At 50.3% G+C, this 13,902-nt stretch carries 12 protein-coding genes; 6 read left to right on the top strand and 6 right to left on the bottom strand.

Annotated elements, in window-relative coordinates; translation table 11 throughout:
- Positions 1-34: 34 nt before the first annotated feature.
- From IMCC3135_RS18640 to IMCC3135_RS18620, 5 genes are all read right to left on the bottom strand, one after another.
- Positions 35-529: a universal stress protein gene (locus tag IMCC3135_RS18640; RefSeq protein WP_088918983.1), complete on the bottom strand. Its 495-nt coding sequence runs from the start codon at positions 527-529 to the stop codon at positions 35-37.
- Positions 530-690: 161 nt separating this feature from the next.
- The gene (locus IMCC3135_RS18635; RefSeq protein WP_088918982.1) at positions 691-2,034 is read right to left on the bottom strand and encodes a TRAP transporter large permease; all 1,344 of its coding nucleotides are present in this window, start codon (positions 2,032-2,034) and stop codon (positions 691-693) included.
- Positions 2,031-2,600, bottom strand: coding sequence for a TRAP transporter small permease (locus IMCC3135_RS18630; RefSeq protein WP_088918981.1), 570 nt, complete (start codon positions 2,598-2,600; stop codon positions 2,031-2,033). The genes IMCC3135_RS18635 and IMCC3135_RS18630 overlap by 4 nt, the downstream gene beginning before the upstream one ends.
- Positions 2,601-2,740: 140 nt before the next feature.
- The gene (locus IMCC3135_RS18625) at positions 2,741-3,733 is read right to left on the bottom strand and encodes a TRAP transporter substrate-binding protein (RefSeq protein ID WP_088918980.1); all 993 of its coding nucleotides are present in this window, start codon (positions 3,731-3,733) and stop codon (positions 2,741-2,743) included.
- A gap of 624 nt (positions 3,734-4,357) precedes the next feature.
- A complete protein-coding gene (locus IMCC3135_RS18620) occupies positions 4,358-5,122 on the bottom strand; it encodes an IclR family transcriptional regulator (protein ID WP_088918979.1) in 765 nt (254 codons plus the stop codon).
- A gap of 250 nt (positions 5,123-5,372) precedes the next feature.
- Here IMCC3135_RS18620 and IMCC3135_RS18615 point away from each other — a divergent pair, with 250 nt between their 5' ends.
- The 3 genes from IMCC3135_RS18615 to IMCC3135_RS18605 all read left to right on the top strand — a co-directional run bounded on the left by IMCC3135_RS18615 (position 5,373) and on the right by IMCC3135_RS18605 (position 8,877).
- The gene (locus tag IMCC3135_RS18615; protein ID WP_157736099.1) at positions 5,373-6,674 is read left to right on the top strand and encodes an NAD(P)/FAD-dependent oxidoreductase; all 1,302 of its coding nucleotides are present in this window, start codon (positions 5,373-5,375) and stop codon (positions 6,672-6,674) included.
- 198 nt (positions 6,675-6,872) lie between these two features.
- Positions 6,873-7,238: a cupin domain-containing protein gene (locus tag IMCC3135_RS18610; protein ID WP_088918977.1), complete on the top strand. Its 366-nt coding sequence runs from the start codon at positions 6,873-6,875 to the stop codon at positions 7,236-7,238.
- A gap of 7 nt (positions 7,239-7,245) precedes the next feature.
- Positions 7,246-8,877 (top strand): dihydroxyacetone kinase subunit DhaK, encoded by a 1,632-nt coding sequence (locus tag IMCC3135_RS18605; RefSeq protein ID WP_088918976.1) that lies wholly within the window; start codon positions 7,246-7,248, stop codon positions 8,875-8,877.
- 113 nt (positions 8,878-8,990) lie between these two features.
- On the opposite strand, the gene mdeB is transcribed toward IMCC3135_RS18605, so the two are convergent.
- The gene (gene mdeB, locus IMCC3135_RS18600; protein ID WP_088918975.1) at positions 8,991-11,669 is read right to left on the bottom strand and encodes an alpha-ketoglutarate dehydrogenase; all 2,679 of its coding nucleotides are present in this window, start codon (positions 11,667-11,669) and stop codon (positions 8,991-8,993) included.
- A 148-nt stretch (positions 11,670-11,817) separates the two neighbouring features.
- Between mdeB and IMCC3135_RS18595 the strand changes: the two genes are divergently transcribed.
- The 3 genes from IMCC3135_RS18595 to IMCC3135_RS18585 all read left to right on the top strand — a co-directional run bounded on the left by IMCC3135_RS18595 (position 11,818) and on the right by IMCC3135_RS18585 (position 13,897).
- Positions 11,818-12,282, top strand: coding sequence for an Lrp/AsnC family transcriptional regulator (locus IMCC3135_RS18595; protein ID WP_088918974.1), 465 nt, complete (start codon positions 11,818-11,820; stop codon positions 12,280-12,282).
- Positions 12,283-12,543: 261 nt separating this feature from the next.
- The gene (locus tag IMCC3135_RS18590) at positions 12,544-13,272 is read left to right on the top strand and encodes an alpha/beta fold hydrolase (RefSeq protein ID WP_088918973.1); all 729 of its coding nucleotides are present in this window, start codon (positions 12,544-12,546) and stop codon (positions 13,270-13,272) included.
- A 205-nt stretch (positions 13,273-13,477) separates the two neighbouring features.
- Complete coding sequence (locus IMCC3135_RS18585; RefSeq protein ID WP_088918972.1) at positions 13,478-13,897, top strand: GNAT family N-acetyltransferase; 420 nt, start codon at positions 13,478-13,480, stop codon at positions 13,895-13,897.
- Positions 13,898-13,902 lie beyond the last annotated feature (5 nt).

Genomic DNA, 13,902 nt, shown 5'->3' with positions numbered 1-13,902 from the left:
AAGAAGACTCAGGGATACTGTCCGTGTGTCTTGGTTATTGCAGCTCGGAGACTGGTACTACCATTACCGGAACTGTAGATCGACGCAATACGCTTTTGGCGACGCTGCCTAGAAAAGTGCGTACAAGTCCTCTTTCATGACTTCCCATGATCACCAGGTCAGCATCCAGTTCGCCGGAAACTTTTAGAATGGTTTCAGCCGGATACGATTCGATAACTTGAGATGATGCTATTTTATGTCGAAGCCCTTGCTCTTCTTCTGAAAGGGCGTTCCAAAACGCATCCTGCCTATCAATCAGCGTTTGTTGTGCGACGTTGACCCTCTCTTTGAGCATTCTTCGTCGAGTTTCGTCATCGGAGACGTAAGTCTGAAATGTCAATTTTGCATCGTTGGAGAGTTTTTCCACGACATGCAAGATATGGATTTCTGCATCAGTAGTTTTTGTCAAATAGACAGCGTATTTGAATGCAGCGATCGAGCTTTCGGAAAAGTCGGTGCAGTACAGTATTTTGCGTATGTCGGGAAGCATGGGGAGTCATCCGTATCTGAGAAAAGTTAGCCTGCAACCAGATGAGCAGGTTTGGTTATAGAGTCAGTCTCTTCTGTGCCAGAGCTTGCAATGTAGAGCTGCTGGTCATGGTTTAATTGCAACTCTGGCATCAGAAGAAAAAGTTTGTCTGAAGCTGTTTCCTAGTAACCCAGAATACGCGGTAGAAATAATGATATCTGCGGGAAATAGGCAATAAGAAAAACTGCAATGGTGGATATGAATACGAATGGCAGTGCTTTTGTCGTCACATCCTCCAGAGAAATGTTGGATATACCTGCAGCGACAAACAGGTTCTCTCCCAGCGGAGGTGTTGCGAATCCAATGGAGAGCGTGCAGATCATCACAATGCCAAAGTGAATCGGATCAATGCCCAGGCTATAGGTTACTGGTAGGAGCACGGGTGTCAGGATCATGATAGCGGCGAGGGTTTCCATGAACATGCCAACAAATAGCAAGAACACGATAATGAGTGCCCATATGACAAACAAATTGTCGGTCATGCTCAGCATCGATTCAGCCACAATGGCTGGAATTTGATTCTCAACCAGAACGCGCCCGAATACGGTCGCTGTAAACAGAATCAATAGTATGCGTCCGGTCAACCAAGTGGTTGTTTCCAAGGAGCGGAATATTTTCGCCCAGGTGAGCTCTTTGTGAATGAATGCACCTACGAACACCGTGTAATAAATGGCAACTATGGCTGATTCAGTCGGAGTGAAGAATCCTGTATAGATGCCACCGAGTATCACAAGTGGCGCCATTATTGACCAGAATCCTGTGCGTACGGAGTGGCCGATATGCTTGATATCCCATCCTTCAGATGTTCCCTTGTAGCCTAGTCGGCGGCAACGAATATAATTGAGAATCAACAAACTCAGAGATATTACAAGTCCGGGCAGCACGCCTGCAATGAACATTTTGGTAATTGATACTGTCTGGAACTCACCGTGCAGAGCAATTGCATCTGCGGGTACGCTTAGGCCAATGGCCGAGATGCCAAAGATAACCATGGGTATCGAGGGAGGGATGATAATACCCAAGCCACCAGCAGAGGCTGTTATTGCTGATGCATACCCTTTGTCATAGCCACGGTTGACCATGGCTGGAATCATGAGCATGCCCACGGCGGCCGTGGTAGCTGGTCCAGATCCTGATATGGCGCCAAAGAACATGCAGGCCAGGACGGTGGCTGCCGAGATTCCGCCTGTAACAGGACCTGCAAAGCTTTCTGCCAAGGTGACCAGCCGTTTGGAGATGCCGGCGGCTTCCATCAACGCGCCTGCCAGTACAAATGCGGGCAGAGCCATGAGCGGAAAAGAGCCTACGGATGTGAAGGCCACTTGAACAAATTTAATAGGGTTTTCGCCAAGGTATAACAACGATGCCAGTGCAGAGACACCCAGGGAAATGCTGATGGGGGCTCCCATGAATAAAAGCCCTATGAATGTGCCGAACAGGATGAGAACTAATAGTGATTCGTTCATTTTCTGCTCCCTGCAGCATCAGTAGTATCTTCGGAATTTGCAGATTGATTTACCAGCTCATCCATTTCTTGTGAATCAAGGTCCGGGATTCCCTCACCCTTGATGAATTTATAGTAGTTGACCTGAAGGACTCGTATTGTAATAAGCGTGAATCCAATGGGTAATATCATGTAGATATATTTCATTGGAACGCCAAGGGTTTGTGATTTCCAGAATAGATTCATTTTATTAAAAACAAAATCGTATGACAGGTAGATGAAGTAGCAGTTGAAGGCGACCCAGATCATGTCAGTAATGAATTCGAGTTTTCGAGGCAGCCAGGCAGGCATGAACTTGTATTGAAAGGTCACGCGGTTGTGGGCGTTGAGTCGGGCCGCATAAGCGGCACCAAAGTAGACAAACCAGACGAACATATAGACAGATAGCTCTTCAGTCCAGGCTAAGGAATGCCCGAATACCTGACGAGAGATAATTTGTGCGAACAGCAGAGTGACAAAAACCGCTAGAAGGGTTCTGCAGACATAGCCCTCGAAATTGTCTATGAAATACAAAAGTTTTTTGCCCATAGCTGTTTCTCTGAAATTTGGTTAATTAGCCCGTGCGCCCAAGATGCATCATTGGAAGTGGCGCTTGTGGGGTCTGGTTGAGGGAAGGAGCTCGCCAGTTCAACTGAGCTGGCGAGCATTCAGTTACGGATGTTGGCTATTTATCGACCAAGAGCTGCGATGACGGCATCAACTTTGTCTTTGCCACCAACGCTGTCGTAGTACTTGGGCCAAACGGTGGTAGTCGCCTTTTCAATCCATTCTGATTCGTCCACGTCAAAAAATTCCATGCCTTTCTCTTTGAGCTTGGCAATCGCGTCTGCTTCGCTTGAGCGTAGGAATTCGGCGCTGTATAGCGTTGCCTCTTTACCTGCAGCCAGAATCGCTGCCTGGTCAGCTTCAGACTGATCCTGGAACACACCTTCAGATATGATCATCGGCTCGAGCAGGAAGTTGTAGTGGATGTTGGTGATGTACTTTTGAACCTCGTAGAATTTCAAAGAGGCGATATCAACGAGGGCAAGATCTTGACCGTCAACTACTTTTTGCTGTAGTGCTGAAAAAAGTTCAGCCCAGGCCATGGGTGTCGGGTTGACACCCCAGGCGCGGTAGGTATCGATCATTATTTCGTTTTTAGGTACGCGAATAACAAGATTTTGTAAGTCGGCAAGACCTTCTACAGGTCGCTTGGAATTGGTCAGCACTCTGAAGCCGGAGAAAGTCCAGCCGACTATGCGTACACCCGCATCGCGAACCGTGTTTTCTATCAGCTCCTGTGCAGCGGGGCTTTGCACCAGAGTTTCAGCCTCTTCAAGAGTTTCAATGATATAGGGCAGGGTGAATACGCCGACAGTCGGTGAGAACGGGGTGATGTTATTGATAGCAACCACTGAAAAATCCAGAACACCCATGGATGCATCGTTGACTGTGTCTTGTTCTGAGCCCAGTTGGCTGTTGGAATAGATGCGAGCGGTGTGCTCTGTATTCGCTTCCAGGCCTTCAACGAATTTTGCTGCCAACGCATGTTGAGCAGTGCCTTCTCCGCCACCTAAAGAAATTTTAAATTCTTTTGCCATGGCTGGCGAAGAGGCGGCGGCCAGCAATGCTGCGCTTAACAGCGCAGAAGAGGCTTTGAGTTTGAATGACAATTTCATTTTATTTCCTTCGCGGGGTGGATGGGGGTGCTGGATCTGCCTCTAATTGGCTATTCACCAGATGCAATGACGCTGTAGTGATGGCGTTACTGTGGTTGGTTCCAAATCTGTGATTGCGAGCGAGACACCTCGATCGGTATTGCTATCGATTCGAATGTTGCGTGCTGATTGATCACCAGGCGATTCATTTCGAATCGTTCTGTCACATCTACATGCAGATTCCGGTACCGATAAAATAACATCGAAGTTTTACAATGTTATATATAAAAAACACAATGCGCAACACAGAAATAATAGTATTGATAAGATTCAAGCGGACGCTTCTGAGTGTTGTGACGACACTAAGTGCTTGTATTTCAGCTGATATTCAGGATATTAGTTTGAGTTGGCTCAGTCTCATGGTGAAATCACAGAGAAGGGCGCGTCAATGCAGGTAAAGTGCAGTGGCAATGACGGATAGGGTGCGCAGGCTGGTGCATCTGCGAAATGTTGTTGTCGCTCTAAGGGGTCAGGTGCTGAATCCAGATCGTGCGAGGGTAAGTGGTTTGAGTTTGTGTGGTAGCAGTTAGGCTGCCGCAAGTGTCGTCATTGCGTTGAAGCTAGCTTGATATTGGGGGCGTGAAGTCAGGCCATTGATCCAAATCGAGCAGATATTTTGGCCGCAGTCTCCAGCATCGCAGGAACGTCCTGCTCAAGCGTTGACATGGAGGCAAAGCGTGTTGGTGTCCATAGGCTCAATGCCGCCATGATGCGGTTATCGTAGTCGACAATTGGGGCTGCAATGCCAACAACCTGCCAGAACTCCTCGCGGTTGCCTTTTGCGTAGCCGAGTTCTCGTGCCAGTTCTATATCGTTTAAAAGTGACTTTTGATCTGTCAGCGTTGTCTCTGTGTATTTTTCGAGTTCGGTTGTGTCCAGATAGGTGTCTAGCTCGAACTTGCTCATGAAGCCCAGAAAGAGCTTGCCTGCTGCTGTGCAGTGCAGGTCTGATTGTCCGCCAACCTTGACGGCTAGCTTGTAGGGATTGATTATTCGTGTGCGGATGAAGGTGACGGTGTAATCGCTCAGTACAGAGATCGCGACATTCATGCCTGTGGCGTTGCTGAGATCTATGAGGTCTTGATCTTCTATTTGCGCTAGATCGGTTTTTTGCCAGGCAGATCTGGCCCAGCTCACCAGCTTGGGGCCTACCGAGTACGTTTTGTCTCTTTCGTCAAGACGCACCAAGCCCTGGCCTAGCAGTATTGACAGGATTCGGTGGATTGAGCTTTTGTTGAAGCCGGTTGCCGTCACAATCTCGGACTGGCTCAGTTTGCCTGGGGTGCGAGCTAATACGTCCAGGACAACCACAAGCTTTTCAATGATAGAGCTTTGTACTTCACGTGCCACGCGCGGGCTCCAATGACCAGAAGGTGTGCCACTAGAATGGCATTATTTGAGAACGCGCGCAGTATGAATAAAAATGCCTGATTTTGCAATTAAAGGAAGATGTGTTTGGTTTGGTTTCACATTTTTTGTTATTGTATTGTGAAATAGATATATCATATTGTAAAACTAATGTTTGGGCTCTGAACCGGAACTTTCAAATCATGATTGATCAATACGACACGACCGCCGTAGGCGAAAAATGGGTGAAGGTATGAGCAAGCATCCTGTCGAAGAAATCCATTGGTCGGTAACGGCGTCTGCCAAGCCTGAGTGTGAGTCACTGAAAGGGGATATAGACGCAGACGTCGTCATCGTTGGCGGCGGACTTACAGGTTGCCGAACGGCTGTCGGGCTGGCCGAGGCTGGGCTATCCGTAGTGTTGCTCGAAGAGCGCGACATTGGATGGGGTGCGTCCGGGCGCAGTGGCGGTCAATGCAATCCACTCTGGCGGCAAACTCCCGATGAGCTTGCCAAGCGTTTCGGAGGTGCTCGTGCCGAGCTGTTAGTAAAGACCACGTTGCAGTCTGCAGATGAGCTATTTCGTGACATCAGGCATTTTGGAGTTGAGTGCGATGATGTTCAGAACGGTTGGGTGCAAGCTGCGCATACCAGTGGTTCACTCAAGTCGTTGGAGCGTCTGCATGCAGCTTGGCAAGGTGTGGGTGCGGAGATCGATATTCTGGAAGGTGGTGATGTCGAGAGTGTGAGCGGATCACCGGAGTATCGTTTTGCGCTTTTTCATCGAAAAGGCGGTAGCGTTCAGCCATTGTCATTGACAAGAGGCTATGCGAAAGCTGCTCAGGCCCGCGGTGCCAGAATATTTTGTGGCGAAGCTGTCCAGGGCTTGAATCGCATGAACGGTCGTTGGCGTGTGAGCACAGCTGCAGGCTCGGTGAGTGCCGAGCAGGTTGTCTTGACAACAAATGCCTATTCGCGTGATGCATTGACGCCTGGAATTCGAAAAACGTTCTTCCCTCTGGTGAGCATTGCCGTTGCAACAGAGCCTTTGAGTGCGGCGCAGCAGGCCTCTGTTCTACCCAATAAAGTCACGATAGCTGATACGCGCAAGGCAATCTATTTTTCCCGATATGATCGCGACGGGCGCTTGATATTTGGTTGCGTTGGCAGTTCCGAAAGTGTTGGCCTGTTAGGTGGGCACCAGCGATTACGTAAGGGTGTTGAGACTGTTTTTCCACAACTTCGAGGCATTGGGCTTGAGCGTACCTGGGGCGGCCGTATTGCGGTGACACAAGAAATGATTCCGCATATTCATGAGCCAGCGCCCGGTATAACGGCAGCTTTGGGCTTTAGTGGCCGTGGTATTGCCATGACATCCGTTATGGGACGAGCTTTAACATCCAAGATATTGGGTGAACCAGAGCATGCGTTACCGTTCCCGGTTCAGTCGATGAAATCCATACCGTGTCATGCTGCATTGAATGCGCTTCTGCCGCTGGGCGCTCCGGTATTGAGTTTGAAAGACAAATTTGACAAGTTAACGAGCGGTATTTAAGTGCGATGTCTACAGTTTTTATGCTTATTGATTAAACAGACTTTAAATCGGAATTTATTACAGCGTTCAGTAGTTGTAGTAAGTAGTTTTTCACGGGCTGATGTCTGGTGCCACGCAAGGATAAAGCCTGGTGCGATGAACGAAATATCGAATGTTTAAGATGGCGTTAGTTTTTTATCACTTGACCAGGAATTAATAATGACACAGGCGACATTCATTCGTTTCGGATCTCCAGAGATCGAGCGCGTTTCAAAAGACATTGGTGCTGATATTGTTGAAGGGAACCCTGAGCAAGGGTCCTGGTTGTACAGCAATGACACTCAAACCGGAACGCGATTTGGAATTTGGGAATGTTCGGCGGGAAAGTTCAACGCCAGCTATAAAAGTATTACCGAGTTTTGTCATATTCTGGAAGGTGAGGCTCATATAACCAATCTGGCTGATGGCTCAATACAGACTGTAAAGGCGGGTGACAGTTTCGTGATGGAGGCAGGCTTTGAAGCACAATGGCATGTGCCGGTACATATCAAGAAGTGCTTCGCCATTAGCGATCTGATCAAGTGAAATAGACATGAAAAATTTCTACAACGAACGACGAACGATAGTGACAGATGCAATCGATGGTCTTATTGCATCAGCAGGTGGTCGGTTGCGACGTTTTGATCCATCGAGTCATGCACGAGTCGTTGTTCGTGCCGATTGGGATAAGAACAAAGTGGCTATCATTTCTGGAGGTGGTTCCGGTCATGAGCCAGCTCATGCGGGGTTGATCGGTCCGGGTCTGTTAACGGCAGCAGTTTGCGGCGAAGTCAATGCATCACCCAGTGTCGATGCGGTTTTGTCGGCCATCTTGAATGTCTGTGGCACAAGTGGCTGCCTGCTCATAATCAAGAACTATACGGGTGATCGTTTGAACTTTGGTCTGGCTGCCGAGAAAGCCAAGGCGATGGGCTACAAAGTAGAAATGGTGATCGTGGGTGACGATATTGCAATTGCCGACGCTGTACAGCCTCGTGGTCTTGCTGGAACTATTTTCGTCCACAAGGTTGCAGGATATCTGTCTGAACAGGGAGAGTCTCTGGAAGCAGTCTTTGAAGCTGCACAGGCGGTTGCGGGTGATATCAAAACTTTGGGTCTTTCACGTGATACTTCTACGGTCCCAGGCAGTGACAAGCAAGACAGGATTGCCGACAATGAAGTGGAAGTGGGACTGGGCATTCACGGGGAGCCAGGTGTCGATGTTAAAAGTTTCTCGGATTGCACGGCGCTGATGCAGAATTTTTCCAGCCGACTCCTGGCTTGTGTTGATGAATCCAAGCGACATTTAGCTCTGTTTAATAACCTGGGCGGTCTCAACGGCCTGGAATGCTCGATATTGTTCAAGGAGTTCATGGCCAGTGATCTGGCAAAAGTAGTGGACTTTACAATGGGTCCGGTACCGATCATGACAGCTCTGGACATGCCTGGTTTTTCAATTTCGCTGGTGCCACTGGAATCGAGTTACAGGCAGGCATTGCTAAGTAATATTGATTGCAATGCATGGCCGCAAATTAGTCCGGTAGTCAAGTCAGAGCCAATTGTTCCACCTGCGTTACCGGGGGTTCCCAGTTTTGCAAGCTCGAACGAGCCGGAGGTTCGAAAAGTCATAGAAGCCATCATTGCTTCCTGTCTTTCCAGCGAGGCTGACCTTAACGAGCTTGATGCAAAGGTAGGCGACGGTGACACTGGAACCACATTTGCCGCTGCTGCTCGAACCATTCAGGGCGAGTTGGATAATTTACCCATGGCCAACGGGGCCGAGCTGTTCACGACGCTAAGCGATTTGACCAGTAAGTTGATGGGGGGCTCAAGTGGCGTATTGTTTGCCATCCTGTTTGCGAATGCCGCAGAAGCATTCAGAAACAATTCTGATTGGGCAAGCTCTCTGTCTGCAGGTCTGGATGCGATGCAGAAATACGGAGGAGCGGGTCCGGGAGATCGCACCATGATCGATTCCTTGAAGCCTGCGTTAGATGCACTTGTTTCCGGGTCGAGCATTCAGGATGCCGCTGTACAGGCACGTGCTGGTGCTGATGCAACAGCTAAAATGTTATCGGCAAAGGCTGGGCGTTCTGCGTATCTGGAAGCCCGCTCTCTGGATGGGTATGCTGACCCTGGGGCTGAAGGTGTTGCAAGAATATTCGAAAAAATCGCTCAGCTATAAGGGCGTTGTAATACCGTCTACTTGAGCATTTGCTTATAAGCGATAGTATTTTCGTACTGGTCTACAGCTGTAGACCAGTACGATGTGACACCACATACCTTGCACCTACCCAATCAAACCGTCCAGGGTGCAGATGCACTTGTATCAATCCCGAGAGTGTCGATGGCTTCGGCAGTCATGGACGGATCCAGTGATCCGGCTCGCACCAGTGCTTCGATGGCGGCCAGTGCAATGTGCTCACGGTCGACTTCGAAGAATCGGCGCAAGGCCTTGCGATTGGCCGAGCGTCCGAAGCCGTCAGTGCCCAGAACAGTCATGCGTGCATCAATATAGGGTGATATCTGTTGTGGGAAAGCACGGATATAATCGCTGGCGGCAATGACGGGGGCGTGGCCTTGCAATAATGTTTCTACATGGCTTTTGGCGGGCGGCGTATTGAGGCCAAGGCGGTTTTCACGCTCAACAGTGGCGGCCTCTCTGGCCAGTTCGGTATAGCTGGTAGCACTGTAGATATCGCTGGCAATGCCAAACTGTTCAGCCAGAATGTGCGCAGCTGCAATGACTTCCATCAGGATGGTGCCAGAGCCCAGCAGTCGCACTCGTGGGCTGTTTTCTGTGCCCCGATTCTCCAGGTGATACAGGCCTCTGATGATGCCCTGTCTGTTGGTCTCGTTCAGCGAGGGCTGTGCATAGTTCTCGTTCATTACCGTGATGTAGAAGAATTCATCGCATCGCTCATCCAGCATGCGTTCCATGCCGTACTCCATGATGACAGCGACCTCGCAGGCAAAACTCGGATCAAAAGCACGACAATTAGGGACTGCAGCCGCCAGAATATGACTGGAGCCATCCTGGTGTTGCAAGCCTTCTCCCGACAGTGTGGTTCTACCGGCGGTGGCACCGAGCAGGAACCCGCGCGCACGTTGATCTGCTGCTGCCCAGATAAGATCGCCGACACGCTGGAATCCGAACATCGAGTAATAGATATAGACAGGCAGAAGCTCGATATCATGAGTCGAATAGGCGGTGGCCGCAGCGGTCCATGAACTGATCGCACCGGCCTCCGTGATGCCTTCTTCGAGTAACTGACCGTTGCTGCTTTCCTTGTAGAACAACATCGAATTGGCATCTTGCGGCTCGTATAGCTGACCTTCAGGAGCATAGATACCTATCTGGCGAAACAGGTTGTCCATGCCAAACGTGCGTGCCTCATCTGCCACGATGGGGACGATACGAGGGCCGAACTGCTTGTCCTTCAACAGTGCGGAAAGAATGCGCACTGCCGCCATGGTGGTGGACATCTGCTTGCCATTGGCGTTGAGTGCGAACTTTGCATAGCTCTCAAGCGGTGGACGCTGCGCAATGGCTGTAGAAGCGTTAAGGGAACGCATGGGGAGATAGCCCCCCAGCTCTTCACGACGCTTTTTCAGGTAACGAATCTCGGCACTATCATCGGCTGGTTTGTAGAACTGCAACTCCTCGACCTGCTGGTTGTCCAGTGGCAGGGCAAAGCGATCACGAAATTCCAGCAATGCCTCGACATCCAGTTTTTTTGCCTGGTGCGCTGTCATGCGACTCTCGCCAGCGCCGCCCATACCAAAGCCTTTTTTCGTCTTGGTCAGGATGACGGTTGGCTGGCCCTTGTGTGCCTTGGCTGCCGCGAAGGCTGCATACAGCTTCTGGTAATCGTGGCCGCCACGCTTCAAGGCATGAATTTGTGCATCGGACATGGAGTCCACCAGAGCGGCGGTCTCCGGATCGGCGTCGAAGAATTTGTGACGATTATAGTCACCGTCCTTTGAGCCTAGGTTCTGATACTCGCCATCCACGGTTTCTGCAAAACGACGCAACAGCACATTGTTCGTGTCGCGTGCGAAAAGATCATCCCATTCCGATCCCCACAGTACCTTGATGACGTTCCAGCCGGCACCCACGAACAGGGATTCCAGCTCCTGGATGATCTGACCATTGCCGCGTACCGGTCCATCCAGGCGTTGCAGATTGCAGTTCACGATGAACGTCAGGTTGTCCAGTTTCTCACGGGCGGCCAGCGTCAGTCCGGCCACAGATTCAGGTTCATCCATTTCACCATCGCCGAACACACCCCAGACATGTCGCTGATCAGTCTGTGCCAGATCGCGCGCCTGGAGATAGCGCATGAAACGCGCCTGGTAGACCGCTGACAAGGGTCCGATCCCCATGGAGCCTGTCGGCAGCTGCCAGTACTCGTTCATGAGCCAGGGGTGTGGATAGGAGCACAGGCCGTTGCCTGAGAGCTCCTGTCGGTAGCTGGCAATATCGGCCTCGCTCAAGCGTCCTTCCAGATAGGATCGTGCGTAGATCCCGGGTGCGGAATGCGGCTGGAAGTAGACCAGGTCACCTGCTGACTGGTCACTTCGAGCCTTGAAAAAGTGATTGAATCCCACTTCGAAAATCTCCGCAGCCGAGGCATACGATGCGATGTGTCCGCCCAGTTCCCCATAAGCTTTGTTAGCTCGGACAACCATGACGAGTGCGTTCCAGCGAATCAGGGTGTTGATTCGTTGTTCGATCTCCAGATCACCCGGGTAGGGTGCTTGTTGGGAGACGGGAATGGTATTGCGATAGGCAGAGTAAGGCAGAGCTTGAGTCGTGACACCCAGCAAGCGTGCGCGCTGGTGTACTTGAGACAGCACAAATCGGGCGCGTTCAGCTCCCTGGGTTTCAGTCAGAGTTTCCAATGACTCGATCCATTCCGAGGTTTCTTGCGGGTCTGGATCCTGGCCGGGGGCAATTGACTGACCGTCGTTCATCGCAAAGACATTCCAAACAGATTCAATGGGGAAATAATAGCGATGCTTGTCTGCTCAATTTCTTCAAATACGTATGTTAAAACACGATAAGTTGGAGGTTTGAGCTACTAATGTCGAAAATGTTGAAGAATTTCACTACAATCAACGAATGGCCTATTCACTCGACAAGATCGACAACAAGATTCTGGCAGCCCTGCAGCACAATGCCCGATTATCCAATCAGGAACTCAGCGAGCAGGTCGGGCTATCAGCAACGCCCTGTGCCCGGCGTGTCCGTAACCTGGAGAGTCTGGGCATCATTACCGGTTACAGCGCCAATATTGATGAAAGCAAACTGGGATTTGCCTTCACTGTCTTCGTGTCGATCAAGCTTGATCATCAGATTGATGAGCGCCTGAGCCACTTCGAAGAGGAAATCAAGCTACTACCCGAAGTCATGGACTGTTGGCTGATGACAGGCAATAGGGATTATTTGCTACGCGTTGCCGTTGTCGATCTGCATGAGTTTGAACGGTTTCTCACGGGGCGATTGACCAAGGTGGTGGGCGTGGCCAATATCGAATCATCAATTCCCATTCGACGGGTCAAGGGGCAGATGGCGCGACTTTTTTGACGTCGTTCGACAAACGCTATGAATCGGTTCCGTAACTTGCTCTGCCAGCAACTTGGTCCCGATACAACTCGTATGATTGAAGGCTGGGGTGCTTCGAACAAGGTTGTGATGCTCACAACTGAGCGGCTGAAAACCTTGGGTGCAAGCTACTTGCCGGTGCTAGCCATGCAAAATGGCTTATAGCTTTAAAGGCTTGCGCACTTATTCAAGGGTGGTATCTTGAGTGCAGGGTCAACCGAACAACACACAGAGGAATGCAAAATGGCAAATATCGTTCTGGTTCATGGGGCTTGGCATGGTGGTTGGTGCTATCGGGATTTGGCCGCTTTGTTGAGAAGCCAGGGGCATGCTGTATTCACACCAACACACACAGGTGTTGGAGAGAGGGCGCATCAGGCGAATGAGGCGATCACACTGGAGACACATGTGCGTGATGTCCAGGGTTGCATTGAATCTGAAGAGCTGGACGATGTGCTGTTATGTGGCCACTCCTATGGCGGCATGGTCATTACTCAGTTGGCGGAACGAATTCCTGAAAAAATCAAGACATTGGTCTACCTGGATGCCTTTGTTCCAGAAAATGGTGACTCGTTGATCGACTTGTTGCAAACAGCCTTGGTGCCTGAGGTCGCTGAAGTCTTCATGCAGGCGTTCAGAGGGAATGGTGAGGTGGATTTGCAAGGCATGATGCCGCCGATTCCGGCTGAAATGTTTGGAATAGCGGAGAAAAACAGACCGTGGGTTGATCGTCGCTGCGTCCCTCAGGCACTGGCAACCTTTGAGATGCCAGCTCTGTTAACGGGTAAGGCTCAGGCAGTGGCAAACAAGGTATTCATACTGGCCGATGGCTGGGATCCTAGCCCGTTCCGGTATTTTGCCGAGAAGTACGCAAGTGATCCGAGCTGGCAAGTGGTTAAACTGCCCAGTAGCCATGATGTGATGGTGGACTTGCCTGAAGAGCTTGCCAAGGAGTTGTTGAAGCACGTTTGACAAAGGTTGATTGAGCAATCAGCTTTTGCAGCAGGTTTATATTTCGCTTGACGACATCAAAGTGATCTGGGGTTCTCAGTTCACTTTCTTTCGCAGCTTGGTTTCCAATAGGCAGAAGTAGCTGCTGTGGTGTAGTCCTGCGACTCCGACCAGTGAATCTGCCAGATGAGCGTCAAATACTGTTTTTGTAGCGCAGGGTGCTGTAATGGAAATGAAAATCAGGAAGATCACCTGTGTGGCGACGCTGGATATTCGTCAACGAGTGCTATGGCCAGATAAGCCAAAAGAATACTGTGAGGTGGAAGGCGATGAGAGTGCTTTGCACTATGGGATCTACCTGGAGGAGGTCTTGGTGGGTGTCGCTTCCGTCTATGAGGATGCAGGAGCAGTACGACTCAGGAAATTCGCAGTTGAGGCAGAGCACCAGGGAATGGGTTTGGGGGCGGCATTGATTCGCCATGTCATTCACTATGTGCAATGCGCTGGAGCTACTGTGTTTTGGTGCGATGCCAGGGAAAGTGCGCGGGCGTTCTATGAAAGGTTCGGGCTGAGTATTGAGGGTGAAAGATTCTATAAGGCGAACGTGTCGTATTACAGAATGTCGATGAATTTTCAGCCAGATTAAGAGTG

This window comes from Granulosicoccus antarcticus IMCC3135 (assembly GCF_002215215.1).
GTDB classification, from domain to species: Bacteria; Pseudomonadota; Gammaproteobacteria; order Granulosicoccales; family Granulosicoccaceae; genus Granulosicoccus; species Granulosicoccus antarcticus.
This window is presented reverse-complemented; position numbering and strand designations above follow the sequence as displayed.